General features: G+C 70.2%; 25 protein-coding genes, 4 tRNA genes and 1 pseudogene. 11 read left to right on the top strand and 19 right to left on the bottom strand.

What is annotated here, in order from left to right:
* Positions 1-3: 3 nt before the first annotated feature.
* The gene (locus ADK57_RS04230) at positions 4-1,839 is read right to left on the bottom strand and encodes a DAK2 domain-containing protein (protein ID WP_053747969.1); all 1,836 of its coding nucleotides are present in this window, start codon (positions 1,837-1,839) and stop codon (positions 4-6) included.
* 257 nt (positions 1,840-2,096) lie between these two features.
* Here ADK57_RS04230 and rpmB point away from each other — a divergent pair, with 257 nt between their 5' ends.
* The gene (gene rpmB, locus ADK57_RS04225; RefSeq protein WP_003993230.1) at positions 2,097-2,282 is read left to right on the top strand and encodes a 50S ribosomal protein L28; all 186 of its coding nucleotides are present in this window, start codon (positions 2,097-2,099) and stop codon (positions 2,280-2,282) included.
* Positions 2,283-2,482: 200 nt separating this feature from the next.
* Here the strand turns inward: rpmB and thiD are convergent, their stop codons facing one another.
* Together thiD and ADK57_RS04215 are read right to left on the bottom strand one after the other, a co-directional pair.
* The gene (thiD, locus tag ADK57_RS04220; RefSeq protein ID WP_053747968.1) at positions 2,483-3,286 is read right to left on the bottom strand and encodes a bifunctional hydroxymethylpyrimidine kinase/phosphomethylpyrimidine kinase; all 804 of its coding nucleotides are present in this window, start codon (positions 3,284-3,286) and stop codon (positions 2,483-2,485) included.
* Positions 3,283-4,248, bottom strand: coding sequence for a thiamine-phosphate kinase (locus ADK57_RS04215; protein ID WP_053747967.1), 966 nt, complete (start codon positions 4,246-4,248; stop codon positions 3,283-3,285). Before ADK57_RS04215 ends, thiD begins: the two co-directional genes overlap by 4 nt.
* Before the next feature lie 206 nt (positions 4,249-4,454).
* On the opposite strand from ADK57_RS04215, the gene ADK57_RS04210 reads away from it, so the two are divergent.
* Both ADK57_RS04210 and ADK57_RS04205 read left to right on the top strand, forming a co-directional pair.
* Entirely contained in the window at positions 4,455-4,688 is a 234-nt protein-coding gene (locus tag ADK57_RS04210; protein ID WP_003997603.1) for an Lrp/AsnC family transcriptional regulator, read from the top strand.
* Positions 4,689-4,708: 20 nt separating this feature from the next.
* Positions 4,709-5,197 carry a DUF3515 domain-containing protein gene (locus ADK57_RS04205; protein WP_053747966.1) on the top strand — a complete coding sequence of 163 codons (489 nt, stop codon included), beginning with the start codon at positions 4,709-4,711 and terminating at the stop codon, positions 5,195-5,197.
* Positions 5,198-5,316: 119 nt separating this feature from the next.
* On the opposite strand, the gene ADK57_RS04200 is transcribed toward ADK57_RS04205, so the two are convergent.
* From ADK57_RS04200 to ADK57_RS04190, 3 genes are read right to left on the bottom strand one after another with little or no spacing between them, the layout of a single operon-like run.
* Positions 5,317-6,474 (bottom strand): D-alanine--D-alanine ligase family protein, encoded by a 1,158-nt coding sequence (locus tag ADK57_RS04200; protein ID WP_053747965.1) that lies wholly within the window; start codon positions 6,472-6,474, stop codon positions 5,317-5,319.
* A 58-nt stretch (positions 6,475-6,532) separates the two neighbouring features.
* The gene (locus ADK57_RS04195) at positions 6,533-7,543 is read right to left on the bottom strand and encodes an NAD(P)H-dependent glycerol-3-phosphate dehydrogenase (RefSeq protein WP_053747964.1); all 1,011 of its coding nucleotides are present in this window, start codon (positions 7,541-7,543) and stop codon (positions 6,533-6,535) included.
* The gene (locus ADK57_RS04190) at positions 7,540-8,316 is read right to left on the bottom strand and encodes a lysophospholipid acyltransferase family protein (RefSeq protein WP_053747963.1); all 777 of its coding nucleotides are present in this window, start codon (positions 8,314-8,316) and stop codon (positions 7,540-7,542) included. Before ADK57_RS04190 ends, ADK57_RS04195 begins: the two co-directional genes overlap by 4 nt.
* A 154-nt stretch (positions 8,317-8,470) precedes the next feature.
* Here ADK57_RS04190 and cofC point away from each other — a divergent pair, with 154 nt between their 5' ends.
* Both cofC and ADK57_RS04180 read left to right on the top strand, forming a co-directional pair.
* Positions 8,471-9,109, top strand: coding sequence for a 2-phospho-L-lactate guanylyltransferase (cofC, locus tag ADK57_RS04185; protein ID WP_053747962.1), 639 nt, complete (start codon positions 8,471-8,473; stop codon positions 9,107-9,109).
* A 9-nt stretch (positions 9,110-9,118) separates the two neighbouring features.
* On the top strand, positions 9,119-9,322 hold the full coding sequence (locus tag ADK57_RS04180; RefSeq protein ID WP_053747961.1) for a hypothetical protein: 204 nt from the start codon (positions 9,119-9,121) through the stop codon (positions 9,320-9,322).
* 71 nt (positions 9,323-9,393) lie between these two features.
* Here the strand turns inward: ADK57_RS04180 and ADK57_RS04175 are convergent, their stop codons facing one another.
* The 4 genes from ADK57_RS04175 to leuC form a co-directional block, all read right to left on the bottom strand.
* On the bottom strand, positions 9,394-10,047 hold the full coding sequence (locus ADK57_RS04175) for an HU family DNA-binding protein (protein WP_053747960.1): 654 nt from the start codon (positions 10,045-10,047) through the stop codon (positions 9,394-9,396).
* Between the two features lie 137 nt (positions 10,048-10,184).
* Complete coding sequence (locus tag ADK57_RS04170) at positions 10,185-10,415, bottom strand: hypothetical protein (protein ID WP_053747959.1); 231 nt, start codon at positions 10,413-10,415, stop codon at positions 10,185-10,187.
* Between the two features lie 277 nt (positions 10,416-10,692).
* The gene (gene leuD / locus ADK57_RS04165) at positions 10,693-11,286 is read right to left on the bottom strand and encodes a 3-isopropylmalate dehydratase small subunit (protein WP_053747958.1); all 594 of its coding nucleotides are present in this window, start codon (positions 11,284-11,286) and stop codon (positions 10,693-10,695) included.
* A 5-nt stretch (positions 11,287-11,291) separates the two neighbouring features.
* Positions 11,292-12,722: a 3-isopropylmalate dehydratase large subunit gene (leuC, locus tag ADK57_RS04160; protein ID WP_053747957.1), complete on the bottom strand. Its 1,431-nt coding sequence runs from the start codon at positions 12,720-12,722 to the stop codon at positions 11,292-11,294.
* A 189-nt stretch (positions 12,723-12,911) separates the two neighbouring features.
* Between leuC and ndgR the strand changes: the two genes are divergently transcribed.
* Positions 12,912-13,628 (top strand): IclR family transcriptional regulator NdgR, encoded by a 717-nt coding sequence (ndgR, locus tag ADK57_RS04155; RefSeq protein ID WP_007384919.1) that lies wholly within the window; start codon positions 12,912-12,914, stop codon positions 13,626-13,628.
* Positions 13,629-13,716: 88 nt separating this feature from the next.
* On the opposite strand, the gene ADK57_RS04150 is transcribed toward ndgR, so the two are convergent.
* Positions 13,717-14,235, bottom strand: a complete 519-nt coding sequence (locus ADK57_RS04150) for a DUF4188 domain-containing protein (protein ID WP_053747956.1) — start codon at positions 14,233-14,235, stop codon at positions 13,717-13,719.
* Between the two features lie 115 nt (positions 14,236-14,350).
* Between ADK57_RS04150 and ADK57_RS04145 the strand changes: the two genes are divergently transcribed.
* Positions 14,351-14,995, top strand: coding sequence for a MerR family transcriptional regulator (locus ADK57_RS04145; RefSeq protein ID WP_053747955.1), 645 nt, complete (start codon positions 14,351-14,353; stop codon positions 14,993-14,995).
* A 52-nt stretch (positions 14,996-15,047) separates the two neighbouring features.
* On the opposite strand, the gene ADK57_RS04140 is transcribed toward ADK57_RS04145, so the two are convergent.
* The 8 genes from ADK57_RS04140 to ADK57_RS04100 all read right to left on the bottom strand — a co-directional run bounded on the left by ADK57_RS04140 (position 15,048) and on the right by ADK57_RS04100 (position 19,054).
* Positions 15,048-15,120: transfer RNA gene (locus ADK57_RS04140), tRNA-Glu, on the bottom strand.
* A gap of 120 nt (positions 15,121-15,240) precedes the next feature.
* Positions 15,241-15,313 (bottom strand) — tRNA-Glu (locus ADK57_RS04130).
* A gap of 64 nt (positions 15,314-15,377) precedes the next feature.
* Positions 15,378-15,450: transfer RNA gene (locus tag ADK57_RS04125), tRNA-Glu, on the bottom strand.
* Between the two features lie 42 nt (positions 15,451-15,492).
* Positions 15,493-15,564: transfer RNA gene (locus tag ADK57_RS04120), tRNA-Gln, on the bottom strand.
* Between the two features lie 91 nt (positions 15,565-15,655).
* The gene (locus tag ADK57_RS04115; protein WP_053747954.1) at positions 15,656-16,387 is read right to left on the bottom strand and encodes an HAD family hydrolase; all 732 of its coding nucleotides are present in this window, start codon (positions 16,385-16,387) and stop codon (positions 15,656-15,658) included.
* Between the two features lie 94 nt (positions 16,388-16,481).
* On the bottom strand, positions 16,482-17,966 hold the full coding sequence (gltX, locus tag ADK57_RS04110) for a glutamate--tRNA ligase (protein WP_078972938.1): 1,485 nt from the start codon (positions 17,964-17,966) through the stop codon (positions 16,482-16,484).
* The gene (locus ADK57_RS04105; RefSeq protein ID WP_053747952.1) at positions 17,950-18,726 is read right to left on the bottom strand and encodes a fumarylacetoacetate hydrolase family protein; all 777 of its coding nucleotides are present in this window, start codon (positions 18,724-18,726) and stop codon (positions 17,950-17,952) included. The genes gltX and ADK57_RS04105 overlap by 17 nt, the downstream gene beginning before the upstream one ends.
* Positions 18,727-18,862: 136 nt before the next feature.
* Complete coding sequence (locus ADK57_RS04100; RefSeq protein ID WP_053747951.1) at positions 18,863-19,054, bottom strand: hypothetical protein; 192 nt, start codon at positions 19,052-19,054, stop codon at positions 18,863-18,865.
* Between the two features lie 611 nt (positions 19,055-19,665).
* Between ADK57_RS04100 and ADK57_RS04095 the strand changes: the two genes are divergently transcribed.
* From ADK57_RS04095 to ADK57_RS04080, 4 genes and pseudogenes are all read left to right on the top strand, one after another.
* Positions 19,666-23,370 carry a nitrate- and nitrite sensing domain-containing protein gene (locus ADK57_RS04095; protein ID WP_053747950.1) on the top strand — a complete coding sequence of 1,235 codons (3,705 nt, stop codon included), beginning with the start codon at positions 19,666-19,668 and terminating at the stop codon, positions 23,368-23,370.
* A 9-nt stretch (positions 23,371-23,379) separates the two neighbouring features.
* Positions 23,380-23,793, top strand: coding sequence for a roadblock/LC7 domain-containing protein (locus ADK57_RS04090; RefSeq protein WP_030611534.1), 414 nt, complete (start codon positions 23,380-23,382; stop codon positions 23,791-23,793).
* A 110-nt stretch (positions 23,794-23,903) separates the two neighbouring features.
* Positions 23,904-24,299: a DUF742 domain-containing protein gene (locus ADK57_RS04085; RefSeq protein WP_030611532.1), complete on the top strand. Its 396-nt coding sequence runs from the start codon at positions 23,904-23,906 to the stop codon at positions 24,297-24,299.
* Positions 24,280-24,441: pseudogene (locus tag ADK57_RS04080) on the top strand (ATP/GTP-binding protein); the annotation flags it as partial. The gene ADK57_RS04085 and the pseudogene ADK57_RS04080, both read left to right, overlap by 20 nt.

Here is a 24,441-nt window from a genome sequence, read left to right as displayed (position 1 = left end):
GGCCTACTCGACCCCGATGAGAAGCACGGCCCCCTGTCGCCCGCCCCGGTACACCACCGTGTCGACGGCCAGGTACGACTCTCGGACGCGCGCTTCGAGATGATCGGCGACGAACTCGGGTGCCTCGTCGCCCAGGACGAGGGTGACCAGTTCGCCGCCGGCCGCGAGCATGCGGTCGAGGACCGTTTCGGCGGTGACCGTGACGTCCGCCCCGATGACGGCCACGTCGCCCTCGATGAGGCCGAGGACGTCACCGGCCTGGCAGATGCCGGCCATGGTCCAGGACTGGCGTTCCGCGACGACGACCTCGGCGTACCGGGTGGCACCCGCCGCGGAGGTCATGGTCACGACGTCCTCGTCGAAGCGGCGGTCCGGTTCGTGCACGGCGAGCGCGGCGATGCCCTGGACCGCGGAGCGCGTCGGGATGAGCGCCACGCGGATGCCCTCCGCGCGGGCCTGCTCGGCCGCCGCGGCCGCGGTGTGGCGCAGTTCCGCGTCGTTGGGCAGCAGCACCACCTCGCGCGCGTGGGCGCGCCGTACGGCCTCGACGAGCTCTCCGCTCGCGGGCGGCTCCCCGGGGCGCGCGAGTACGGTGGTCGCGCCCGCCTCCGTGTAGAGCCCGGCCAGGCCCTCGCCGGGCACGACGGCCACGACGGCGCGCTGGGCGCGCTCCCGGGGCGGCCGTTCGGCGCCGGTGGTGTGGACGTCGCCGAGTCCGAAGTGCGTGATCCGGATCCGGTACGGCCGCCCGGCCTCGACGCCCGCCTCCACGGCGGCGCCCGCGTCGTCGACGTGCACATGGACGTTCCACAGCCCGTCGCCGCCGACCACGACGAGCGAGTCCCCGAGGGCGTCGAGCCGTTCCCGCAACCGCGCGACGGCCGCGTCGTCGGCCTCCAGGAGGTAGATCACCTCGAAGGCGGGCCCGCCGTGGCCCGAGGCGCCGTCCGCACACTCGCCGTCGTCGTCGAGGCCCGCGGCCCCGCGCGGCGCGCCGCCGTCGTCGAGGCCGGGCGGGCGTACCGGATCCGGATCACGCACGTCGGACTCGTCGCCGTCCGCCCCACCGGCACCGGATTCCCCACGCGCCCGGGACACCCCACCGTCGTCGCGTACCTCCGCGTGCTCCACGCGCGCGTGCACCCCCGCACCTGCACCCGACGGGTCCACCCCCTGCGCCTCCCCCGTGAACGTCTCCACCAGGGCCCCAAGAACCGCCACCAACCCCAGTCCGCCCGCGTCGACCACCCCGGTGCGCTCCAGGACGGCCAGCTGCCCGGGGGTCGCGGCGAGGGCGGCACGGGCTCCCCCGTAGGCCGCGCGGGCCACCGTCGCGCAATCGCCCTCGGCTCCGGTGGCCGCGTCGGCGGCGGCCGAGGCGACGGTGAGGACCGTGCCCTCGACGGGACGGGCCACGGCCTGGCGGGCGGAGTCGGCCGCGTGCCGCAGGGCGAGCATCAGGCCCCGGCCGTCGGTGTGAGCGGTCTCACCGTCGGCCGCGAGCACCTGGGCCATGCCGCGGAGCAGCTGCGCGAGGATCGTCCCCGAGTTGCCCCGCGCGCCTATGAGCGCCCCGTGCGCCATCGCCCGCGCGGCGTCGGCCAGCGCCGGTTTCCCGCCGGTCGGCAGGTCTGCCTCGTGTCCCGCGAACACCGCCTCGACGGCCGCGACGGCCGACTCGACGGTCAGATACAGGTTCGTACCGGTGTCCCCGTCCGCGACGGGATAGACGTTGATCGCGTCGATCTCCTCGCGCGCACGTCCCAGCGCCCGGAGCGCGAGACCGCACCAGGTGCGCACCGCGAGAGCATCGAAGAATGTCTGCGGCACCTGCGCCACCTGCGCCTCCTTGAGCTGCTGGACGTGGGACGCAGCGTAGACCTCCGGGCGGTGTTCACCGGAAGAGGGCCTGGAGCGAGGTCCTGAGCAGCCATGGTAGTTTCGTTCTGCTGGCGCAGTCGTTGTATGCTGCTCCGGTTGCCCGATCCACATCGGGCCATCCCCCTGGCACCGCCACTCAGATCTCTGATCCTGCGATCTCGATCCCGGCATGCCGGGATCCACCGTAAGTGCATCTGAAGTCTTTGGAGTGACCCGTGGCTGCCAACTGCGACGTCTGCGGCAAGGGGCCGGGCTTCGGCAACAACATCTCGCACTCGCACCGCCGTACGTCCCGCCGCTGGAACCCGAACATCCAGCGTGTACGTACTGTGGTCGGCGGGACGCCGAAGCGCGTGAACGCTTGCACCTCGTGCATCAAGGCCGGCAAGGTCTCGCGCTGACGCACAGCTAAGCGCGCGGCCACTGCTGGTTCGCTGCTCAGAGCCGGTCCACCTGGTGTGGACCGGCTTTTTGCATGCTCACGCCCGGACGGCCCCGGCACCTGCCGGACGCCCTCGCCGCCGACGACCATGCACACCCGGCCGGGCGGACGCCCGCGTAAACGCTCGCGCAAGCGTTTACGCACCACTCGGCCGACCGGCTACGCGCCGCCGCCCGCCCTGAAGCGCCACCCGTGATCCACGGGCCCGATCCCCCCGCCGAGCGCGAACCCGGCCGCGATCGCCCCGGTGACGTACTCCTTGGCCGCCCTCACCGCCTCCGGCACGGCCTGCCCCTTCGCGAGCTGCGACGCGATCGCCGACGCGAGCGTGCAGCCCGTGCCGTGCGTGTGCCGGTTGTCGTACCTCGGCGCGCGCAGCCAGTGTTCCTCGGAGCCGTCGGTGAGCAGGTCCACGGCGTCACCGGGCAGATGACCGCCCTTGATGAGCACCCAGCGAGGTCCGTACTCCAGGACGGCCGCGGCGGCCTCACGCATCAGGGACTCTGCCTCGACATGCACACCCGTGAGTTGTGCCACCTCGTCGAGGTTCGGCGTCGCCACGGTCGCGACCGGCAGCAGCTTCGTCCGTACGGAGTCCAGCGCGGACGCGGCGAGCAGCGGGTCGCCGTGCTTGGAGACCCCGACCGGATCGACCACGGCCGGGGCGTCGGTCTCCCCGATCAACTCGGCCACCGCCTCCACGAGTTCGGCCGAGGCGAGCATCCCGGTCTTGACCGCCTGGACGCCGATGTCGTCGACCACGCTGCGGTACTGCGCCCGTACCGCCTCCACAGGAAGCTCCCAAGCCCCCTGCACACCAAGGGAGTTCTGCGCGGTGACCGCCGTGACGACACTCATGCCGTGCACGCCGAGCGCGAGCATCGTCTTCAGGTCTGCCTGAATTCCCGCGCCGCCACCGGAGTCGGAGCCCGCGACCGTGAGCACACGGGGCAGTCCGCTCATGACTCGATGTCCCCGAAGTGGTCCCAGCCGCCCTTCTTGGTCCACGGCGCCCCGTCGACCGTCACCTGGGGCAGCGCCGACGGGTTGAGCACCTCGCCGATGACCTTCCAGCGGGCCGGCAGCTTCACGTCCGGCGGGAAGGTCGCGACGATCGCGTGGTCCTCTCCCCCGGTGAGCACCCACTGCATGGGATCGACGCCGACCGCCTGCCCGATGTCGTTCATCTGGGACGGGATGTCGATCGCACCGGAGCGGACGTCGATACGGACCTTGCTGGCCTCGGCGATGTGCCCGAGGTCGGCGATCAGCCCGTCGCTGACGTCGCACATCGCGGTCGCGCCGAGCCCGGCGGCGGCCGGACCCGCGTGGTACGGCGGCTCCGGGCGCCGGTGCGCCTCCACGAAGGCGCGCGGCGAGCGGAAGCCGCGGGAGAGGACGGCGAATCCGGCCGCGGACCAGCCCAGCCAGCCGGTCACCGCCACGAGGTCGCCGGGCTGCGCGCCCCCTCGCGTCACGGGTTCGTTGTTGCGCAGATCGCCGAGCGCGGTGATCGACACCATGATCGTGTCGCCGCGTACGACGTCCCCGCCGACCACGGACGCTCCCGCGACCTGACACTCGTCGCGCAGGCCGTCCATCAGCTCGACCGGCCAGGTCACCGGGAGTTCGGCGGGGACGACCAGGCCGAGCAGCAGCGCGGTCGGTACGGCGCCCATGGCGGCGATGTCCGCGAGGTTCTGCGCGGCTGCCTTGCGGCCCACGTCGTAGGCCGTGGACCAGTCGCGGCGGAAGTGCCGTCCCTCGAGGAGGATGTCGGTGCTCGCCACGACCCTGCGGTCGGGAGCGGCCACCACCGCGGCGTCGTCGCCGGGTCCGACCCGGACCGCCGGGGTCGTGGTGAGACGGGAGGTGAGCTCCCTGATGAGCCCGAACTCACCGAGCTCACCAACAGTGCCCTTCATTGCCCTTACGCCCCTTCTGTACCTGTCCGTGCCCGGTCGCGCGTCACCAGTGTCCTCGATACGGTCGAGGAGACCGTCAACTTCTGTCGTGCCTGCACCCCGGCGCGCAAGCCCTGGTCCCCGCAGGTCTCCCCGCGGCGAGCGGCGACGCGATACCGTGGCGTTCCTTTTCCCCACATGATCCTCGTGGCCGCCCTGGAGGTTCCGTGGTACAGGCGTACATCCTGATCCAGACGGAGGTCGGCAAAGCGTCGACCGTCGCCGAAACGATCAGCAAGATTCCTGGGGTCATCCAGGCCGAGGACGTGACAGGACCGTACGACGTGATCGTGCGCGCCCAAGCGGACACGGTCGACGACCTCGGTCGCATGGTGGTCGCGAAGGTCCAGCAAGTGGACGGCATCACGCGCACCCTGACCTGCCCGGTCGTGCATCTGTAGCCCCCGTCTACCCTTGGCCGGTGAACTTCTTCCGCCACCGGCACCGCAAGCCCGTCGGGCCCGCGCTCGTCCTGCTGATCACGGTCGCGGGCTGCTCCTCAGCAGACGACAGTGCGTCGGCGGCGGTTCCCAGTCCGGACGCGAAGGCCACGAAACGCTGCCGAGAGCTGGACGAGGCGCTCCCGGCCGAGGTCGACGGCCAGGATCGCCGTGATCCCGAGCCCTCGTCCGCGCTGACCGCTGGCTGGGGGAACCCGGCGATCATACTGCGCTGCGGGGTGCAGCGGCCTGCGGCGATGAACGATCCCGACGCGGACGGGGTCGACGTGAACGGAGTGGGGTGGTTGTTGCAGGAGCAGGACGACGGGGCGTTCCGGTTCACCACGACGTTGCGCGAGGCGTACGTCGAAGTCACCATCCCGAAGGACCGCACGGGAGACGGAATGGCCCCGCTGGTCGATCTGGCGTCTGCCGTCAAGAAGGCGATCCCCGAAGGGATCGCCAACTAGGGCCCGTCCGGCGCGTCATGCCGCACACGCGGGGCCTGGCACGCCGATCTGCGTCGCCGAGGCACCGCCGAATTCCCGCGACCTGATCCGCCGGACAGACCCGGCCCCGACCAGCCGGCTCAGCGCAGCCCCGTCGGCCTGCGCAACGCCGCCTGCACCAGCCGGTCCACCAGCTCCGGGTAGCTGATCCCGCTCGCCCGCCACATCTGCGGGTACATCGAGATCGGTGTCATGCCGGGCATCGTGTTGATCTCGTTGATCACGAACTCGCCGTCCTCGGTGAGGAAGAAGTCCGCGCGGACCAGGCCCTCGCAGGAGGCGGCCTCGAAGGCCTCCACCGCGAGCCGCTGCACCTCGGCGGTCTGCTCGTCGGTCAGCGGGGCGGGCACGATGCCGGGTGTGGAGTCGATGTACTTCGCCTCGAAGTCGTAGTACGCGTGCGTGTCCGGCGGCGGGATCTCCGAAGGCACGCTCGCACGGGGCCCGTCCTCGAACTCCAGCACCCCGCACTCGATCTCGCGGCCGCGCAGCGCCGCCTCCACGAGGATCTTCGGGTCGTGCCGCCGGGCCTCGGCGATCGCCTCGTCGAGCCCCGCCGGGTCGTCGACCTTGGTGATGCCGATCGACGATCCCGCGCGCGCGGGCTTCACGAACAGCGGCCAGCCGTGCTCGCCGGCCAGGTCGACGATCTTCTTGCGGGCGGCGGACTCGTCCCGCTCCCACTCGCGCGGCCGGATCACCACGTACGGGCCCACCTTGAGCCCGAAGGAGGTGAACACGCGCTTCATGTACTCCTTGTCCTGGCCGACGGCCGAGGCGAGCACACCCGCACCCACGTACGGCACACCGGAGAGCTCCAGGAGGCCCTGGAGGGTGCCGTCCTCGCCGTACGGGCCGTGCAGCACCGGGAAGACGACATCGACCTCGCCGAGCGCCTTGGGCACCGATCCGGGCTCGCTGTAGACGACTTCGCGGTTCGCGGGGTCGACCGGGAGCACCACGCCGCCCTCGTTCGACTCGGCCAGTTCCTCGACGTTCGGAGTCCGGCGCGCAGTGATCGACATGCGCTCCGGTTCATCGGCGGTGAGCGCCCACCGGCCGTCCTGGGTGATGCCGATCGGCAGGACGTCGTACTTCGTCCGGTCGATGGCCTTGAGGACGGCGCCAGCGGTGACCACGGAGATTCCGTGTTCGGAGCTGCGCCCACCGAACACGACGGCCACGCGCGGCTTGCGAGGCGGCTGCTCAGGGCTCTGGGGGAGGTTCTCAGTGCTCATATCGCGTTGAGAGTACCCGGTGGTAGTGGTCGGAGACAGCGTGCCTCGACGGCGTTGCTCAGCGTCGTTCCGGCTTCGCGCTGCGCGACATCAGCTCCTTGAGGGCGACCACCGGTGGCTTGCCCTCGTGGACGATACCCACGACCGTCTCGGTGATGGGCATGTCGACGCCGTGCCTGCGGGCCAGATCCAGCACGGACTCACAGGACTTGACGCCCTCGGCGGTCTGCTTGGTGACCGCGATGGTCTCCTCGAGGGTCATGCCCTTGCCGAGGTTGGTGCCGAAGGTGTGGTTGCGGGACAGCGGCGAGGAACAGGTCGCCACCAGGTCGCCGAGCCCGGCGAGTCCGGAGAACGTCAGCGGGTCGGCGCCCATCGCGAGGCCCAGACGGGTCGTCTCGGCGAGGCCGCGCGTGATCAAGGACCCCTTGGCGTTGTCGCCCAGCCCCATGCCGTCCGCGATGCCGACGGCGAGACCGATCACGTTCTTGACCGCGCCGCCGAGTTCGCAGCCGACGACGTCCGTGTTGGTGTACGGGCGGAAGTACGGCGTGTGGCAGGCGGCCTGGAGCCGCCGGGCGACCGCCTCGTCGGTGCACACGACCACGGAGGCGGCGGGCATCCGGGCGGCGATCTCCCGCGCGAGGTTGGGCCCGGTGACCACGGCGATACGGTTCTGCCCCACCTTGGCGACGTCCTCGATCACCTCGCTCATCCGCATCGCGGACCCGAGTTCGACGCCCTTCATCAGCGACACGAGGACCGTGTCCGGCGCGAGCAGCGGCGCCCACTCGGCGAGGTTGGCGCGCAGCGTCTGGGAGGGCACGGAGAGGACCGTGAACTCGGCGCCGGCAGCGGCCTCGGCCGCGTCCGTGGTGGCGCGCATGTTCTCCGGCAGCTCGACACCGGACAGGTAGTCGGGGTTCGTCCGGGTGGAGTTGATCGCTTCCGCGACCTCCGCCCGGCGCGCCCACAGAGTGACCTCGCACCCCGCGTCGGCGAGCACCATGCCGAAGGCCGTGCCCCACGAACCGGCGCTGAAGACCGCTGCCTTGACCGGCTTGCTCACGTGCCCTGCCCCTCTTCCTGTTCGACCTTCGGCTGCGTCTGCGCCCGGGTGCGACGCCGCTGCTCGACCCGCTCGCGGCGCGGGTCGTAGGGCGTGGTGGGCGCCTTCTCGCCGCGGATCTCCTCAAGGTGGCGGGTGATGGCGGCCATGATGACCTCGGTCGCCTCCTTCAGGAGGTCCGGAGTCATCTCCTTGTCGTAGAAGCGTGCCAGGTCCACCGGCGGGCCCGCGAGCACCCGGTGGGTCTTGCGCGGAAGGAGGTTGGGCTTCCTGGCATACGGCGGCAGCACCTCGTTGGCGCCCCACTGCGCGACCGGAATCACCGGGCACTTGGTCTGCAGGGCGACCCGGGCGGCCCCGGTCTTGCCGGTCATGGGCCAGCCGTTCGGGTCGCGGGTGAGGGTGCCCTCGGGGTAGAAGGCGACGCACTCACCGCGCTCCACGGCGTCGATCGCGGCGCGGAAGGCGCTCAGCGCGTCCGTGCTCTCGCGGTAGACGGGGATCTGTCCGGTGCCGCGCATGGCGGCGCCGACGAATCCCTTCCGGAAAAGGCCGCTCTTCGCCAGGAATCTCGGAACACGGCCGGTGTTGTACTGGAAGTGCGCGTACGCGAAGGGATCGATGTGCGAATTGTGGTTCACCGCGGTGATAAATCCGCCCTCGACCGGAATGTTCTCCATTCCGCGCCAGTCCCGCTTGATCAGAACCACCAGCGGCGGTTTGCAGAGGACCGCTGCGAAGCGGTACCAGAACCCGATTCTCCGGCGGGGCACGCGGACACCTTCCTCTAGGGCCTGGGGGCCGCACAAGTGTCGCCCCAGGCCGCCGGTCTGTCGAGAACACCGTACGCCCCGGCTCCACAACCGCCAGATGACCCTGGTGACGGCTGGGTGACAATGGCCGCGACAAGAGAGGGACGAAACGCTCGTGCAGTGGACCTTGGTCATACCCCTGAAACCTCTGGCGCGGGCCAAGAGCAGGCTCTCGGACACCGCCTCCGACGGGCTGCGCCCGGGCCTGGCCCTCGCCTTCGCCCAGGACACCGTGGCGGCAGCCCTGGCCTGCCCCGCGGTGAAGGATGTGGCAGTCGTCACGGGCGACGCCCTGGCCGGTCGGGAGCTGGGCTCGCTGGGCGCCCACATCGTCGCCGACGAGCCGGGCGGCGGCCTGAACGCCGCTCTGGCGCACGCGGCGGCAGTCGTACGCACGACGCGCCCCGAAAGCGCCGTCGCGGCCCTCAACGCGGATCTGCCGGCGCTGCGTCCTCTGGAATTGGGGCGGGTCCTGGACGCGGCTACGGAATTCCCCCGCGCATTTCTCCCCGACGCCGCCACAATCGGCACCACTCTGCTGACCGCCCGAGAAGGCGAGGAATTGCGCCCCGCCTTCGGTACGGATTCCCGAGCCCGCCATCACGCCTCCGGCGCCACGGAACTCACCCTCGACGCGGTGGATTCCGTACGCCAGGACGTCGACACCGGCGCCGACCTGCGCGCCGCTCTCGCCCTGGGGGTGGGCCCACGGACGGCCGCGGCGGCCGCGCGACTGTTGATTCCCGGGCAGTAGGCTGCCGTCATGCAGGCGACCGCATACACGTACGACCCCGACAGCCACAGCGGCCAGGTGCTCCTCGACGACGGCACCCCGGTGCCCTTCGACGCGCCGGCGTTCGACGCGGGCGGGCTCAGGCTGCTGCGGCCCGGGCAGCGGGTGCGTATCGAGACGGAGGGCGAGGGCGAGGCCCGCCGGATCACCCTCGTGACGCTGCACACCTTCTGAGACCCCCGTAAACACGCCGCGGGCCGGACTCCGTGGGGAGTCCGGCCCGGCGCGTGAGTGCCCCTGTGCCCTTACCTCTTGCGGGCGGTGGCCTTCTTGGCGGTGGTAGTGCGAGACGTCGACTTCTTGGCGGGGGCCTTCTTGGCCGTCGCCTTCTTCGCCGGAGCCTTCTTGGCCGTCGCCTTCTTCGCGGTGGTCTTCTTCGCGGCGGTGGTCTTGGCGGTCGCCGTGGTCTTCTTGGCGGGCGCCTTCTTCGCCGTGGTCTTCTTCGCGGTGGCCGTGGTCTTCTTGGCCGTCGTCTTCCTCGCGGTGGTCTTCTTCGCCGCGGCCGTCGCCCTCTTCGCCGGGGCGGCCTTCTTCGCGGCGGCCTTCTTGACCGTCGCGGAAGCACCGCCGGTCAGGCTGCCCTTGGGGGCCTTCTTGACGGCGATGTCGCCCTTCGGGAGCTTCTTCGAGCCGCTCACCAGGTCCTTGAAGCCCTGGCCCGCACGGAAGCGCGGCACGGAGGTCTTCTTGACCCGAACCCGCTCGCCCGTCTGCGGGTTGCGGGCGTAACGGGCGGGACGGTCGACCTTCTCGAACGAACCGAAACCGGTGACCGAGACCCGGTCACCGGCGACGACCGCACGGACGACGGCGTCCAGGACCGCGTCGACAGCCTCGGCGGCCTGCTGACGGCCGCCCATCTTGTCGGCAATCGTTTCTACGAGCTGCGCCTTGTTCACGTCTTCCCCTTCGGAGACATTGCCCGAACGAAAGTGTTCAAGCGTTTTCGCACGTTAGGCAGATATATACCGCAAATCAAACACGAAACGGGCTTATCACCCGTGCGCCGCAACGAACTCGACTGTCCTGGACTCGTTCAGCGTTCCTCTTCCGGGAATCGACCCGCGTCGAGGTCCGCCACGAACCGCTCCAGACGCCTTGTCGCATCGGCGAGATCGTGCTTGGCCGCGGCCGTAATGACCAGCAGCTTCCGGGTCAGCGCCATCCGTACGCCCTCCGGGACTTGCAGTGCGCGCACTCTTGTGTGCGCTTCCTTGAGTTGGTTCGCGACTGCCGCATAGAGCTCGAGTTGGCCGTCGTGTTCCATGCACAGATTGTGCCATCTGGGGCGAGTTGTCGCCTGCTCAGGGTGCAACTGCCGCCTCAAACAGCCTCCCGGGCGCCTGTCGGAGCCACGGTCACAGTGGACGCGTACCCCGGCAACAACCGTCGTAACGTGGGAAGTTGAGGAGCCGCGTCGCGGCGCGCAGGGCCGTTCGGGTGCAGACACAGCTGTACCCCCGATCGGGCTGATCGGGGGTACGGCGGGGGTGTCGCGGTGGCCGAAACTCGACCTGTTCAGTTGCTCCGGGCGGTCGCTCCGGTCAGACCTGGATCGTCCTCGGCTTGTACGAGGGGCGCTTGGCCTCGTACGCGGCGATGTCGGGCTCGTTCTGCAGGGTGATGGAGATGTCGTCCAGCCCGTTCAGCAGCCGCCAACGGGCGTTCTCGTCGAGTTCGAAGGCCGCGGTGATGCCCTCGGCGCGCACCTCGCGGGCCTCCAGGTCGACCGTGATCTCGGCCTCGGGGTCGTTCTCGGCGAGCTCCTGCAGCGTGTTCACGATCTTCTGCTCCAGAACCACCGTGAGCAGGCCGTTCTTGAGCGAGTTGCCGCGGAAGATGTCGGCGAAGCGGGAGGAGATGACCGCCTTGAAGCCGTAGTTCTGCAGCGCCCACACGGCGTGCTCACGGGAGGAGCCGGTGCCGAAGTCGGGGCCCGCGACCAGGACGGTCGCACCCTTGCGCTCGGGCTGGTTGAGGATGAAGGACGGGTCCTTGCGCCAGGCCTCGAACAGCCCGTCCTCGAATCCGTCCCGGGTCACCTTCTTGAGCCAGTGAGCAGGGATGATCTGGTCGGTGTCGACGTTGGAGCGGCGCAGCGGGACGGCCCGGCCGGTGTGCGTGGTGAATGCTTCCATGACTCTCAGACTCCAGCGGGCGTACGGGTCTCGGCGTCGGACAGGTCGGCCGGGGAGGCCAGGTGGCCCAGGACCGCCGTAGCGGCTGCGACCTGCGGCGACACCAGGTGCGTACGACCGCCCTTGCCCTGTCGGCCCTCGAAGTTGCGGTTGGAGGTGGACGCGGAGCGCTCACCCGGGGCCAGCTGGTCGGGGTTCATGCCCAGACACATCGAGCAGCCCGCGTGCCGCCACTCGGCGCCGGCCTCCTTGAAGACGACGTCCAGGCCCTCGGAGACGGCCTGCAGACCCACCCGCGCGGAGCCCGGGACGACCAGCATCCGTACGCCGTCGGCGACTTTGCGGTCCTTCACGATCTCGGCGGCGGCGCGCAGGTCCTCGATGCGGCCGTTGGTGCACGAGCCTACGAAGACGGTGTCCACCTTGATGGAGCGCAGCGGCTGCCCGGCCTCCAACCCCATGTATTCCAGGGCCTTTTCGGCGGCGAGGCGCTCCGAAGCGTCTTCGTACGAAGCAGGGTCGGGGACGTCGGCCGAAAGCGGCGCGCCCTGGCCGGGGTTGGTGCCCCAGGTGACGAACGGCGCCAGCTCGGCGGCCTCGATGACGACCTCGGCGTCGAACTCGGCGTCCGTGTCCGTCTTCAGCGTCTTCCAGTACGCGACGGCCGCGTCCCAGTCCTCGCCCTTGGGGGCGTGCGGGCGGCCCTCGAGGTACGCGAAGGTGGTCTCGTCGGGGGCGATCATGCCCGCGCGGGCGCCGGCCTCGATCGACATGTTGCAGATGGTCATCCGGGCCTCCATCGAGAGCTGCTCGATGGCGGAGCCGCGGTACTCCAGGACGTAGCCCTGGCCGCCGCCCGTACCGATCTTGGCGATGATCGTCAGGATCAGGTCCTTGGCGGTGACACCGTCGGGCAGATCGCCGTTGACCGTGATGGCCATGGTCTTCGGGCGGGCCATGGGCAGCGTCTGGGTGGCCAGCACGTGCTCGACCTGGGAGGTGCCGATGCCGAACGCCAGACCGCCGAAGGCGCCGTGCGTGGAGGTGTGGGAGTCGCCGCAGACGACCGTCATGCCCGGCTGGGTCAGACCCAGCTGCGGGCCCACGACGTGCACGACGCCCTGCTCGACGTCGCCCAGCGGGTGCAGCCGGACACCGAAGTCGGCGCAGTTCTTGCGCAGCGTCTCCAGCTGGACCCGGGAGACCGGGTCGGCGATGGGCTTGTCGATGTCGAGGGTCGGGGTGTTGTGGTCCTCGGTCGCGATGGTCAGGTCGAGCCGGCGCACCTGGCGACCGCCCTTGCGGAGGCCGTCGAAGGCCTGCGGGCTGGTCACCTCGTGCAGCAGGTGCAGATCGATGAAGAGGAGGTCGGGCTCGCCCTCGGCGCGCCGGACGACGTGGTCGTCCCAGACCTTCTCCGCGAGTGTCCTACCCATCGCTTTCCCTCCGGCCGGCAAAAGGAGCACCGGCCCAACTAGAGATCTTGAGGAAGCGGCGCCCGCGCCCCTGTGTCCGGGCATCCGCCGCCAGGCCCCTTGTTCTGCGGGCCGCTGTGTCTTCCAGAGTGGCGTGTTCCACCGAAAATTGAACTTGCGTTTCACAGAGTGAGACGCGAGTATCGTTTCATGGACAACAGTAGCGGCGTCGGCGTTCTGGACAAGGCGGCCCTTGTTCTGAGCGCTCTGGAGTCCGGTCCGGCCACCCTCGCGGGTCTGGTCGCGGCCACCGGACTGGCACGACCCACGGCCCACCGGCTGGCCGTGGCTCTGGAACACCACCGCATGGTGGCGCGCGACATGCAGGGCCGTTTCATTCTCGGCCCTCGCCTCGCCGAGCTGGCCGCGGCCGCCGGCGAGGACCGCCTCCTCGCCACGGCGGGCCCGGTGCTCACCCACCTCCGTGACATCACGGGCGAGAGCGCGCAGCTCTACCGCCGCCAGGGCGACATGCGCATCTGCGTCGCCGCGGCGGAGCGCCTGTCCGGCCTTCGGGACACCGTCCCGGTCGGTTCGACGCTCACGATGAAGGCGGGCTCCTCCGCCCAGATCCTGATGGCCTGGGAGGAGCCCGAGCGCCTGCACCGCGGCCTGCAGGGCGCCCGCTTCACGGCCACCGCGCTCTCGGGCGTACGACGCCGGGGCTGGGCCCAGTCCATCGGCGAGCGCGAGCCGGGCGTCGCGTCGGTCTCCGCGCCCGTGCGCGGCCCCTCCAACCGCGTGGTGGCCGCCGTGTCGGTCTCCGGCCCCATCGAGCGCCTGACGCGCCACCCGGGCCGCATGCACGCCCAGGCGGTCATCGACGCCGCCGCCCGCCTCTCCGAGGCCCTGCGCCGCACCGGCTGACTCACCCGGGAGACCGGGCTTCAGGGACACAGCGAGAAGGGCCTGCCTCAACGCCGCGGCAGGCCCTTCTCGCTTCCCCGATCCCCCCTCAGGCGGTCTTCTCGCCCGCCCCGGCCGAGCGGTGCGCGAAGCGCTGCGCCGCCCGCCGCCCCCGGCTCTCGACCGGCAGCACCCCCGTGGCCGCCGCGAGACCGAAGGGCGGCATGTCGAAGTAGATCGACTCGTACGACCCCTCGGGCACGACATAGGCCTCGTGCCACAGCCCGAAGTGCCCGCGCACCTTCCCCGCCCGCTCCTTGCGGTTGACGATCCCCCACACCCGGTGGTGGAACATGTCGGGCGAGCTCGCGTACGCGTAGAGCTTCTCCTTGGACTCCCAGTACTGGACGACGTAGTACGTCCGCGGCGAAGCCGTCAGCAGTACACGCGCCAGCAGCCCCCGGTCGCCGTCCCGCGCAAGCTCCCCAAGCATGCGGAACATCGACAGCATGACCGGCAGCCACTGGTGCACCGCCCAGAAGTGGTTGACGCGCATCCCGATCAGCAGGACCACCACATCGCCTTCGGCCGCCGCGGTCGTGCGGCCGGCTGTCGGTTTCGCAAACACGGCGACCCCCTGGTTCCCCGGTCGGATAGCGGCACTATCCTTCTGAGCGATGCTTGGATAGTGACACTTCCCAAGGGGTGGCGCAAGAGAGTGGCGCCGAAGAGAGGCGCGAGCGATGCGACTGGCGGAGTTGAGCGAGCGCAGCGGGGTGTCCACCGCGACGATCAAGTACTACCTGCGCGAAGGGCTGTTGGCGCCGGGCCGCCAGATCAACGCGACCACGGCCGAGTACGACGAGGAGCATCTGCGCCGGCTGCGGCTGGTGCGCGCGATGATCCAGGTGGGGCGGGTGCCGGTGGCGACGGTCCGCGAGGTGCTCCGGCACGTCGACGACGACTCGCTGGGGCGCACAATCCGGCTGGGCGCGGCCCTGTGGGCACTGCCACAGGTTCCGGAGCCGGACGCGGAGGACGAGTACGTCAGGGCCGCGCACGGCGAGACGGAGCAACTGCTGGGGGCGCTGGGCTGGTCCAACGCCCAGGCGCTGGTCACGATCTCCCCCGCGCACCGCTCACTCGTGGTGGCGGTGGCCGCACTTCGGCGGCTGGGCTACGACTGGAGTCCCGAACTGCTCATGTCCTACGCCCGGTTGATGCACCAGGCGGCCGTCCTCGACCTGGACTTCATGGAGACGCACCCCTCGGAGGCCGAGAAGGTGGAGATCGCGGTGCTGGGCGCGGTCCTCGTCGAGCCGATGCTCCAGGCGCTGCACCGGCTGGCGCAGGAGGAGGAGTCGGCACGGAGATACGGCTTCGAGTAGACCCGGGAACGCCTACGGGCCCCCACCGAAGTGGAGACCCGTAGGACTCGAGTACCCCCGACCGGATTCGAACCGGCGCTACCGCCTTGAGAGGGCGGCGTGCTAGGCCGCTACACAACGGGGGCCTGGACACTGCGTTTCCGCAGGTCCGAGCTGGTCTACCTGGACTCGAACCAAGAATGACGGTACCAGAAACCGTAGTGTTGCCGATTACACCATAGACCAATGTGGTTTAAACCAATGCGTACCCCCGACCGGATTCGAACCGGCGCTACCGCCTTGAGAGGGCGGCGTGCTAGGCCGCTACACAACGGGGGCCCTAGCGATCCTGCATCTCGGGAACAGTGGGTGCTACCCGAGCTGTTCCCGCGGGAAGGATCTGTACCCCCGACCGGATTCGAACCGGCGCTACTGCCTTGAGAGGGCAGCGTGCTAGGCCGCTACACAACGGGGGCTTCGCGGAGTTGATCTCCGCTTTTGCAGATGAGCTCTGCGAGCTGGCCTACCTGGACTCGAACCAAGACTAACTGAACCAGAATCAGTCGTGCTGCCAATTACACCATAGGCCACTGGAACGCAAGCCCCGGAAGGGATCTTGTTCTAGTTTGCTCCTCCGGGTTCCGGCCTTTCGGCCCGCTCCCCGGCGGCGCAGGAAGAACATTACCCGAAGGTGGACGGGGCTCCAAAACGGGTATCCGCGCCGAGGATCGCGGGGAGTTCGGCGAGCGAGGCGATCCGGTGCGGCCCGGCAGGAGGGTCACCGACGGTGTGCACGCCCTCGCGGTCGATCCAGACCGACAGCAGTCCGGCATCGGCGGCACCCCGCCCGTCGATCTCCGGGTGGTCGCCCACGTACGCCACTTGGTGCGGGGCCAGCTCCAAGGCGTCGCAGGCGGCCAGGAAGGCGCCGGCCTCGGGTTTGGAGACGCCGAGTTCCGCCGCGCACAGGATGACCTCGAAGCGGTCGTGCACGCCGAGGACACGCAGCTTGCGGTCCTGGACGTGGATGCTGGAGTTGGACAGCACGGCGTGGCGATGGCTGCCGGCCAGGGCGTCCAGAACCGGCAGGACGTCCGGGAAGAGGGCCCAGGCGGTCTCGTAGTGCCCGATGTACCGCTCGAACCACGCGTCCGCGTCGGCGTCGCTCAGCTCCTCGCCGAGGAACACCCGTACCCGGTCCCGGCGCTGCCCCTGGAAGGTGGTCTCCCCGGCCGAGAACCGCGCCCACTGCCGGTCCGTGATCGCACGCCACCGCACGATGGCCTGCTCGACGCCGTCGTACGCGTCGAGCAGCCCCTCGGCCGCGAGATGCGCGCGCATGCCGACCCGGTCGGCCTCGGTGTAGTCGAAGAGGGTGTCGTCGACGTCCCAGACCACGGCGCGAATGCTCATGGTCCGACGGTAACGCGGGGCCACGCGGGCCGTCCGGCGGAATGACGAAGGTGCGGCACCCGACCCGGGGTGCCGCACCTCACGGACGTACGGGTTACGCCGCCAGCTTCGCCAGGGCCGCGTCGATGCGTGCCAGCGTCGTCTCCTTGCCCAGGATCTCCAGGGACTCGAAGAGGGGCAGGCCGACCGTGCGGCCGGTGACCGCCACGCGGACCGGGGCCTGGGCCTTGCCGAGCTTGAGGCCGTGGGACTCACCGGCGGCCAGGACGGCCTCCTTCAGGGACTCCGGGGACGCCCAGTCCGCCGACTCCAGCTTCTCGCGGGCGGTGCGCAGCAGGGCGTCCGAGCCCTCCTTCATCGCCTTCGTCCAGCTCGGCTCGTCGAAGACCGGCTCGGAGAGGAACAGGAAGTCGACGTTGTCGGTGATCTCGGAGAGGACCTTGAGGCGGGTCTGGGCGTGCGGGGCGATCGCCTGCCACTTCGTCTCGTCGAAGGCCTCCGGTGCCCAGGGGGCGAACGGGGGCTGGAGCCACGGGCGGCAGCGCTCCGTGAAGTCCTTCACGTCCAGCAGCCGGATGTGGTCTCCGTTGATCGCCTCGCACTTCTTCAGGTCGAAGCGCGCCGGGTTGGGGTTCACGTCCGCGATGTCGAAGGCCGCGATCATCTCGTCGGTCGTGAAGATGTCCTGGTCGGCGGAGAGCGACCAGCCAAGGAGGGAGAGGTAGTTGAGCAGGCCCTCGGGGAGGAAGCCGCGCTCGCGGTAGAGGTTGAGCGACGCCTGGGGGTCGCGCTTCGAGAGCTTCTTGTTGCCCTCGCCCATCACGTACGGCAGGTGGCCGAAGGACGGGATCCGCTGGGCGACGCCCAGCTCGATCAGCGCCTTGTAGAGGGCGATCTGCCGTGGGGTCGACGACAGCAGGTCCTCGCCGCGCAGGACGTGCGTGATCTCCATCAGCGCGTCGTCGACCGGGTTCACGAGCGTGTAGAGCGGGGCTCCGTTGGCTCGTACGATCCCGTAGTCCGGGACGTTCTCCGGGGTGAACGTCAGCTCGCCGCGGACCAGGTCCGTGAAGGTGATCGTCTCGTCGGGCATGCGGAAGCGGACGATGGGCGTACGGCCCTGCGCCGTGTACTCCTCGACCTGCTCGTCGGTCAGGTCGCGGCAGTGGCCGTCGTAGCCGGACGGCTTGCCGGCGGCGCGGGCGGCCTCGCGGCGGGTGTCCAGCTCCTCCTGGGAGCAGTAGCAGCGGTAGGCGTGGCCGGCGTCGAGGAGCTTTTCGGCGACGTCCTTGTAGAGGTCCATGCGCTGCGACTGGCGGTACGGGGCGTGCGGGCCGCCGACCTCGGGGCCCTCGTCCCAGTCGAAGCCCAGCCAGCGCATCGAGTCGAGCAGCTGGTCGTAGGACTCCTCGGAGTCGCGGGCCGCGTCGGTGTCCTCGATGCGGAAGACCAGCGTGCCCTGGTGGTGCCGGGCGAACGCCCAGTTGAACAGGGCGGTGCGGACCAGGCCCACATGGGGGTTACCGGTGGGCGACGGGCAGAAACGTACGCGGACGGGTGCGCTAGCCACGCTTGACAACCTTGTTGGTGAGAGTGCCGATGCCTTCGATGGTGACGGCGACCTCGTCGCCGACGGTGAGCGGCCCGACGCCTGCCGGGGTGCCCGTGAGGATCACGTCGCCGGGGAGCAGCGTCATGGCCTCGGTGATGTTGACGATCAGATCCTCGATGGAGTGGATCATCTCGCTGGTGCGGCCGAGCTGGCGCTGCCGGCCGTTGACCGTGAGCTGGATGGTCAGGTCGGACGGGTCGAGGTCCGTCTCCACCCAGGGGCCGAGCGGGCAGGAGGTGTCGAAGCCCTTGGCCCTGGCCCACTGCTTCTCGCGCTTCTGGACGTCGCGGGCGGTGACGTCGATCGCGCAGGTGTAGCCGAGGATGACGTCCTTGACGCGCTCGCGCGGGACCTCGCGGCACATCCGGCCGATGACCACGGCCAGTTCGGCCTCGTGGTGGAGGTCCTCGGAGAAGGTGGGGTACTGGATCTCGTCGCCGGGGCCGATCACCGAGGTGGAGGGCTTGAAGAAGGCGAACGGGGCGTCGGGCACCTCGTTGCCGAGTTCCTTCGCGTGCTCCGCGTAGTTGCGGCCGAAGGCCACGACCTTGTTCGGGAGCACCGGCGGCAGCAGCCTGACCTTGCTCAGCGGGACCTTCGTACCGGAGAGTTGGAAGTCCGCGAACGGGATGCCCTTGATGATGTCGAGGACGAGTTCGTCCGGCCTGTCACCCTCGACCGCACCGAAGGCGACGTTCCCGTCGATGGAGAATCTGGCGATGCGCACGGGATCCTTGCGCCCCTCACTGAGCTGGCTGGAGTCTGACGCTCCAGGCTAGCGCGGCAAGGAGCGGGCGCCTCGCGCATTTGCGTGGGGCGCCCTTGACATCAGTGGCGACGTCAGTGATCTACTCCTGAGTGATCTACTTCTGGACGGAGCCGGCCGCGACGGGCATCTCCATCAGAATCGTGCGGCGGGGGTTGGCGGTCTGAACCGGGAGGTCGACGGAGTGCTCCGGCTGCTCCGGGGTCTGCAGTTCGTCGGCGTCCTCGAGGTGTGCCAGCGTCGTGCGCCGCGGGTTGGCGGTGTTGCGGAACATCATCGTCGTCTTCACGGTTGTACGAGACCTGTCCTGTTACGGGCGCCGGGGGGCCGAGAGTCGAAGGCCCTCCGGACCGGCGCGGGTTGTCGGATTTGCCATCCCTGTAAAGCGTCAGGCTAAACATGCAATTCCCCTCCCGAGGCGCACAGACCCCGGGATACGCATGTGAGTTTGCTCACTTACCTATATTCAAAACGGTCAAAACGGGCTGGCGACCCACCCCAACGAAACGGACATTGCCCCCCTGAAGCCATCATTCCGCTCCTGATCATGGCGACTGGGACACCGCTTGCATCCGGGTGACTCGCGGGCATACGCCCGGTATGGGTGAGTTAAGTTTCTACGTCCGGTGACCTGGCACTCACATGGTGTCACGTAGGTCACGGCATGACCCACGGGCCTTGTTGGAGATCCGGCACTGTGCTGGAATTCCACGGACCGCCGCAGGATCGAGCCGGCGCACAGGGGGCGCAGAGAAGCGCCGAGTGGCGGCGAGATAGGGGGAACCAGCGCGGGGTCACTCAAGACCACCACGGGGGGCGTATTTCAGGACGCCCCCTACGACGCCGACACCGTCCTTCCGTTCACGCGGAGGGGCGCCTGGTCCAGAGGTTGCGACGCTAGTGCAGGGACGTTTCAAGAGGGATGGCAGTGCTTCGGCGGAGCCGGAGCCGCACGGCGGGACTGGCCCGACGGCCGGCAGCTCCTCGCCCCAGCACGCCCAGAACCCGGGTCCGGCCCCGTCCGGTGACGGCGGTGAGCGCTCCGGGCGCCCCGGCGCGTCGGCATCTTCCGGCCCCGCCACTCCGACCACGCCGCCCGTGAAGCCGCCGAAGGGCCAGAGCGGCCCCGGCCCGCGAATAGCCCTGCGCAACTGGCGTATCTCCACGCGTCTGGTGTCGCTGCTCGCGCTCCCGGTGGTGGCCGCCACCTCGCTGGGCGCCCTGCGCATCAACCAGTCCATGGACGACATCCAGCAGCTCGACAACATGAAGCTGCTGACGGAGATGACCAAGCAGGCCACCGAGCTGGCCGCCGCGCTCCAGGAGGAGCGCGACCAGTCGGCCGGTCCGCTGGCGCACGGCTCGGCCGCGACCGACTACACGGTCAAGGGCTACCGGGACAAGACCGACCGGGCCATGACCGCCTTCCAGGACGCCGCCGAGGAGATCGACACCTCCAGCAAGGACGGCAACCTCCAGGGTGTCCGCGAGAGCCTCGTCGGCCTCATCCGCGACCTGGGCGGCCTCGAGAAGATCCGCAGCGCCGCCTACGAGACCAAGAACAACTCCTCCCAGACCGTCGAGGGCTACCACCGCCTGGTCACCCACCTGCTCGACCTCTCGCAGGACATGGCGGAGGCCACCAGCAACCCCGAGATGATCCAGCGCACGCGCGCCCTGTCGGCGTTCTCGTCCGCCAAGGAATACGCGTCCATCCAGCGCGCGATCCTCGCGGCGGCGCTGCCCACCGGCAACACCACGTTCGGCAAGCTCTCCGAGAACGACCGGCTGTACGCCGAGGGCGCTCTGGAGAGCGAGGACTCCGACCTGTCGAGCTTCCGGAGCATCTACGGCACCGACAACGCGCCCGAGCTCCTCAAGCCCATCGAAGAGGGCAACCCGACCATCCAGGCCACCGACACCTACGCCAGCCGCGCCCTGCGGACGACGGGTGGTCTCACCGACCTGGACAAGCGGTCGTACAAGGACTGGGTGGACGACAGCTCGACCAAGATCGAGCAGATGGGCAACATCGAGCACACGCTGCTCGAGGACATGGAGCAGAAGGCCCGCGAGCTGCGCAACGCGTCGGAGCGCGAGGCGATCATCTCCGGTGCGCTCATCCTGCTCGTGCTCGGCGTCTCGCTGGTCGGCGCCTTCGTCATCGCCCGCTCCATGATCCGCTCGCTGCGCCGGCTCCAGGAGACCGCCAACAAGGTCGCCCAGGACCGGCTGCCCGAGCTGGTCAAGCAGCTGTCGGAGTCCGACCCGCAGGACGTCGACACCTCCGTCGAGTCCGTCGGTGTGCACTCCCGGGACGAGATCGGCCAGGTGGCCGCGGCCTTCGACGACGTGCACCGTGAGGCGGTCCGCCTCGCCGCCGAGCAGGCCCTGCTGCGGGGCAACGTCAACGCGATGTTCACCAACCTCTCGCGCCGCTCCCAGGGTCTGATCCAGCGCCAGCTGTCGCTGATCTCCGAACTGGAGTCCCGCGAGGCCGACCCGGACCAGCTGTCCTCGCTGTTCAAGCTCGACCACCTCGCGACCCGCATGCGTCGTAACGGTGAGAACCTCCTCGTCCTCGCGGGTGAGGAGCCCGGCCGCCGCTGGACCCGTCCGGTCCCGCTGGTCGACGTGCTCCGCGCCGCCGCGTCCGAGGTGGAGCAGTACGAGCGCATCGAGCTGGCCTCCGTGCCGACCACCGAAGTGGCCGGCCGGGTCGTCAACGACCTCGTGCACCTGCTCGCCGAGCTGCTGGAGAACGCGACCTCGTTCTCCTCCCCGCAGACCAAGGTCAAGGTCACCGGTCACGCGCTGCCGGACGGCCGGGTGCTGATCGAGATCCACGACACCGGCATCGGCCTCTCCCCCGAGGACCTCGCCGCGATCAACGAGCGGCTGGCGTCGCCGCCCACCGTGGACGTGTCGGTCTCCCGCCGCATGGGTCTGTTCGTGGTCGGTCGGCTGTCGCAGCGCCACGGCATCCGCATCCAGCTCCGCCCGTCCGACTCCGGTGGTACGACCGCGCTGGTCATGCTGCCCGTGGACGTCGCCCAGGGCGGCAAGAAGCCCCAGCCCAAGCCCGGTCAGGGTGCCGGTGGCGGTGCCGCCGCGGCTGCCGCCGGTGTCGCGGCCGCCCGCCGTGGCAGCGGCCAGCAGGGCGGTGGTGTCCTCGGCGGCGCCCCCGCCGGTGCCCTCGGTGCCGGTGCGCCCACGGGTGGCCGGCTCAGCGCCGGTCAGGGGCCGCGCGCCGCGCTGCCCGGGCGTGACGGTGGCGGTCGTCCCGGCGGTGCGCCGGGCGGAGCGCGCGGGCCGCAGGGTCCGGGTACGCCTCCGCAGGGCCGCCCCGCTCCGGCCGGTGCCGGTTTCGGCGGTCAGGCGCCGGGTGCCCCGCAGGGCCTGCAGGCCGCGGGCACGAATGCTCCGCAGGGCCAGGACGCCTTCGGGGGCGGCCGTGGCTCCGTACCGCCGCAGCCTCCGCAGTCGTCGAACTCGGGCAACGAGCAGCAGCAGGGCCGGCGCCGTCGGCCGCAGCTGCCGGGCCGCGGCGGTCCGCGGGCCGAACTGCCCGGCGGCAACAATCCGCAGCCCCGGCCCAGCTGGAGCGACGAGAACGCGCAGCCGCCGGTGCCGCGGGCCTCGCTCGACACCCCGCGCGGCCATGACGAGCAGGACTCGGCGCAGACCTCCCGCATGCCGCGGATCGACGACCGGCAGGGCCCGGGCGCGACCGCGGAGATGCCGGCGATCCCGCGCGGCGACAGCCGTCAGGGCCCCGGTGCACCGGCCTCCGGCGGGAACAGCGGCCCCCAGAACACGGGCCAGTTCCCCCGTCCCGGCAGCAACGGCGTCCAGGACTCGGGCCACTTCGTCCGCCCGGACGTCTTCGGCTCCCCGGTCGGCCAGGGCACCTCAGGGGCGTCGTCGAATCCGTCGTCCACCGGTCAGTTCGCGATGCCGCAGTCGTACGACAACGGCTCCACCGGCCAGTTCCCCGCGCCGGGCTACGGCAACAGCTCCACCGGCCAGTTCGAGCGTCCGCAGCCGAACGGCACGCACGGCGGCGCCGACTTCGGTGCTCCGCGTCCGCCGGTCCCGCCGCGTCCGCAGCAGCGACCCGCCCGTCAGGAACCCGAGGCGCTGCCGCCGGCGGGTCCCGGTGACGGCCGTACGCCGCTGTACGACACCCTCGAGACCAACTGGTTCCACGGTCAGCAGAACGGGCAGCAGGGCAACGGCTCCGCTCCCGCTCCGGCGGCCCCGCAGCAGCAGCCGCAGGCTCCTGCCGCTCCTCAGCGTCCCGTAGCCAGCTCCTGGCGCAGCTCTCCGAACGACGATCTCGTCCGGCAGGCAGAGCGCGTCAGGCAGCCGGCCGCGGGCGGCGTCACCACTTCCGGCCTGCCGCGCCGGGTGCCCAGGGCGAACCTCGTCCCGGGTACGGCTCAGCAGCAACAGCACCAAGCCGGTCCGCAGGTCTCGCGTGCGCCTGACGACGTACGTGGCCGGCTGACCAATCTCCGTCGGGGCATCGCTCAAGGTCGACAGGCCGGTACCACCGGCCAGACCGGCAGCTTCCCGAGCCCCACTCACCAGCAGGAGCGTTAGTTGAGTCCGATGAGCCAGGCGGCACAGAACCTGAACTGGTTGATCACCAACTTTGTGGACAACACCCCAGGGGTGTCCCACACCGTCGTCGTGTCCGCCGACGGCCTCCTTCTGGCAATGTCCGAAGGCTTCCCGCGCGACCGTGCCGACCAGCTGGCGGCCGTCGCCTCCGGTCTGACGTCCCTGACGGCCGGGGCTTCCCGGATCTTCGAGGGCGGCAGCGTGGCACAGACGGTCGTCGAGATGGAGCGGGGATTCCTCTTCCTCATGTCCGTCTCGGACGGCTCGTCCCTGGCCGTCCTCGCCCACCCCGACTGCGACATCGGCCTCGTCGGCTACGAGATGGCGCTCCTGGTCGACCGCGCGGGCGCGGTGCTCACGCCCGACCTGCGCGCCGAACTCCAAGGCAGTCTGCTCCACTGACCGCTCAGGATCCACCCGCCTCACCAAATCACCGTCCGGCCGCCACAATCCCCCCACCGGCCCCTGTCCGACGGCTTGCTGACCGACTTGCTGTCCCGCCCGGAGGATTCATGACCCCGCCCACCGCCTCTCATGATCCGTACGCGGAGCCGTACGAGGATGAGGGCGACCAGCCGCTGGTACGTCCGTACGCGATGACCGGCGGCCGGACCCGGCCGCGCTACCAGCTCGCCATCGAGGCCCTGATCAGCACCACGGCCGACCCGGCGGCGCTCATGGGGCTGCTCCCGGAGCACCAGCGGATCTGCCATCTGTGCCGCGAGGTGAAGTCGGTCGCCGAGGTCTCGGCGCTCCTGGCCATGCCCTTGGGCGTGGCCCGCATCCTCGTCGCGGACCTCGCGGAGGCCGGACTCGTCGCCATTCACCAGCCCGGCGGCGACGAGAGCACCGGTGCTCCGGACGTGACACTGCTCGAAAGGGTGCTCAGTGGACTTCGCAAGCTCTGACGGAGGCCGGGCGACCACCTCCGCGAAGATCGTGGTGGCCGGTGGCTTCGGCGTGGGCAAGACCACGTTCGTCGGCGCCGTCTCGGAGATCAACCCGCTGCGCACCGAGGCCGTGATGACGTCTGCTTCGGCAGGCATCGAC

Origin of the sequence: Streptomyces sp. MMG1533, assembly GCF_001279775.1 — a bacterium.
In the GTDB taxonomy this organism is placed as follows: Bacteria; Actinomycetota; Actinomycetes; order Streptomycetales; family Streptomycetaceae; genus Streptomyces.
The sequence above is the reverse complement of the archived record's forward strand: the minus strand, read 5'-3'. Positions and strand labels throughout refer to the sequence as shown.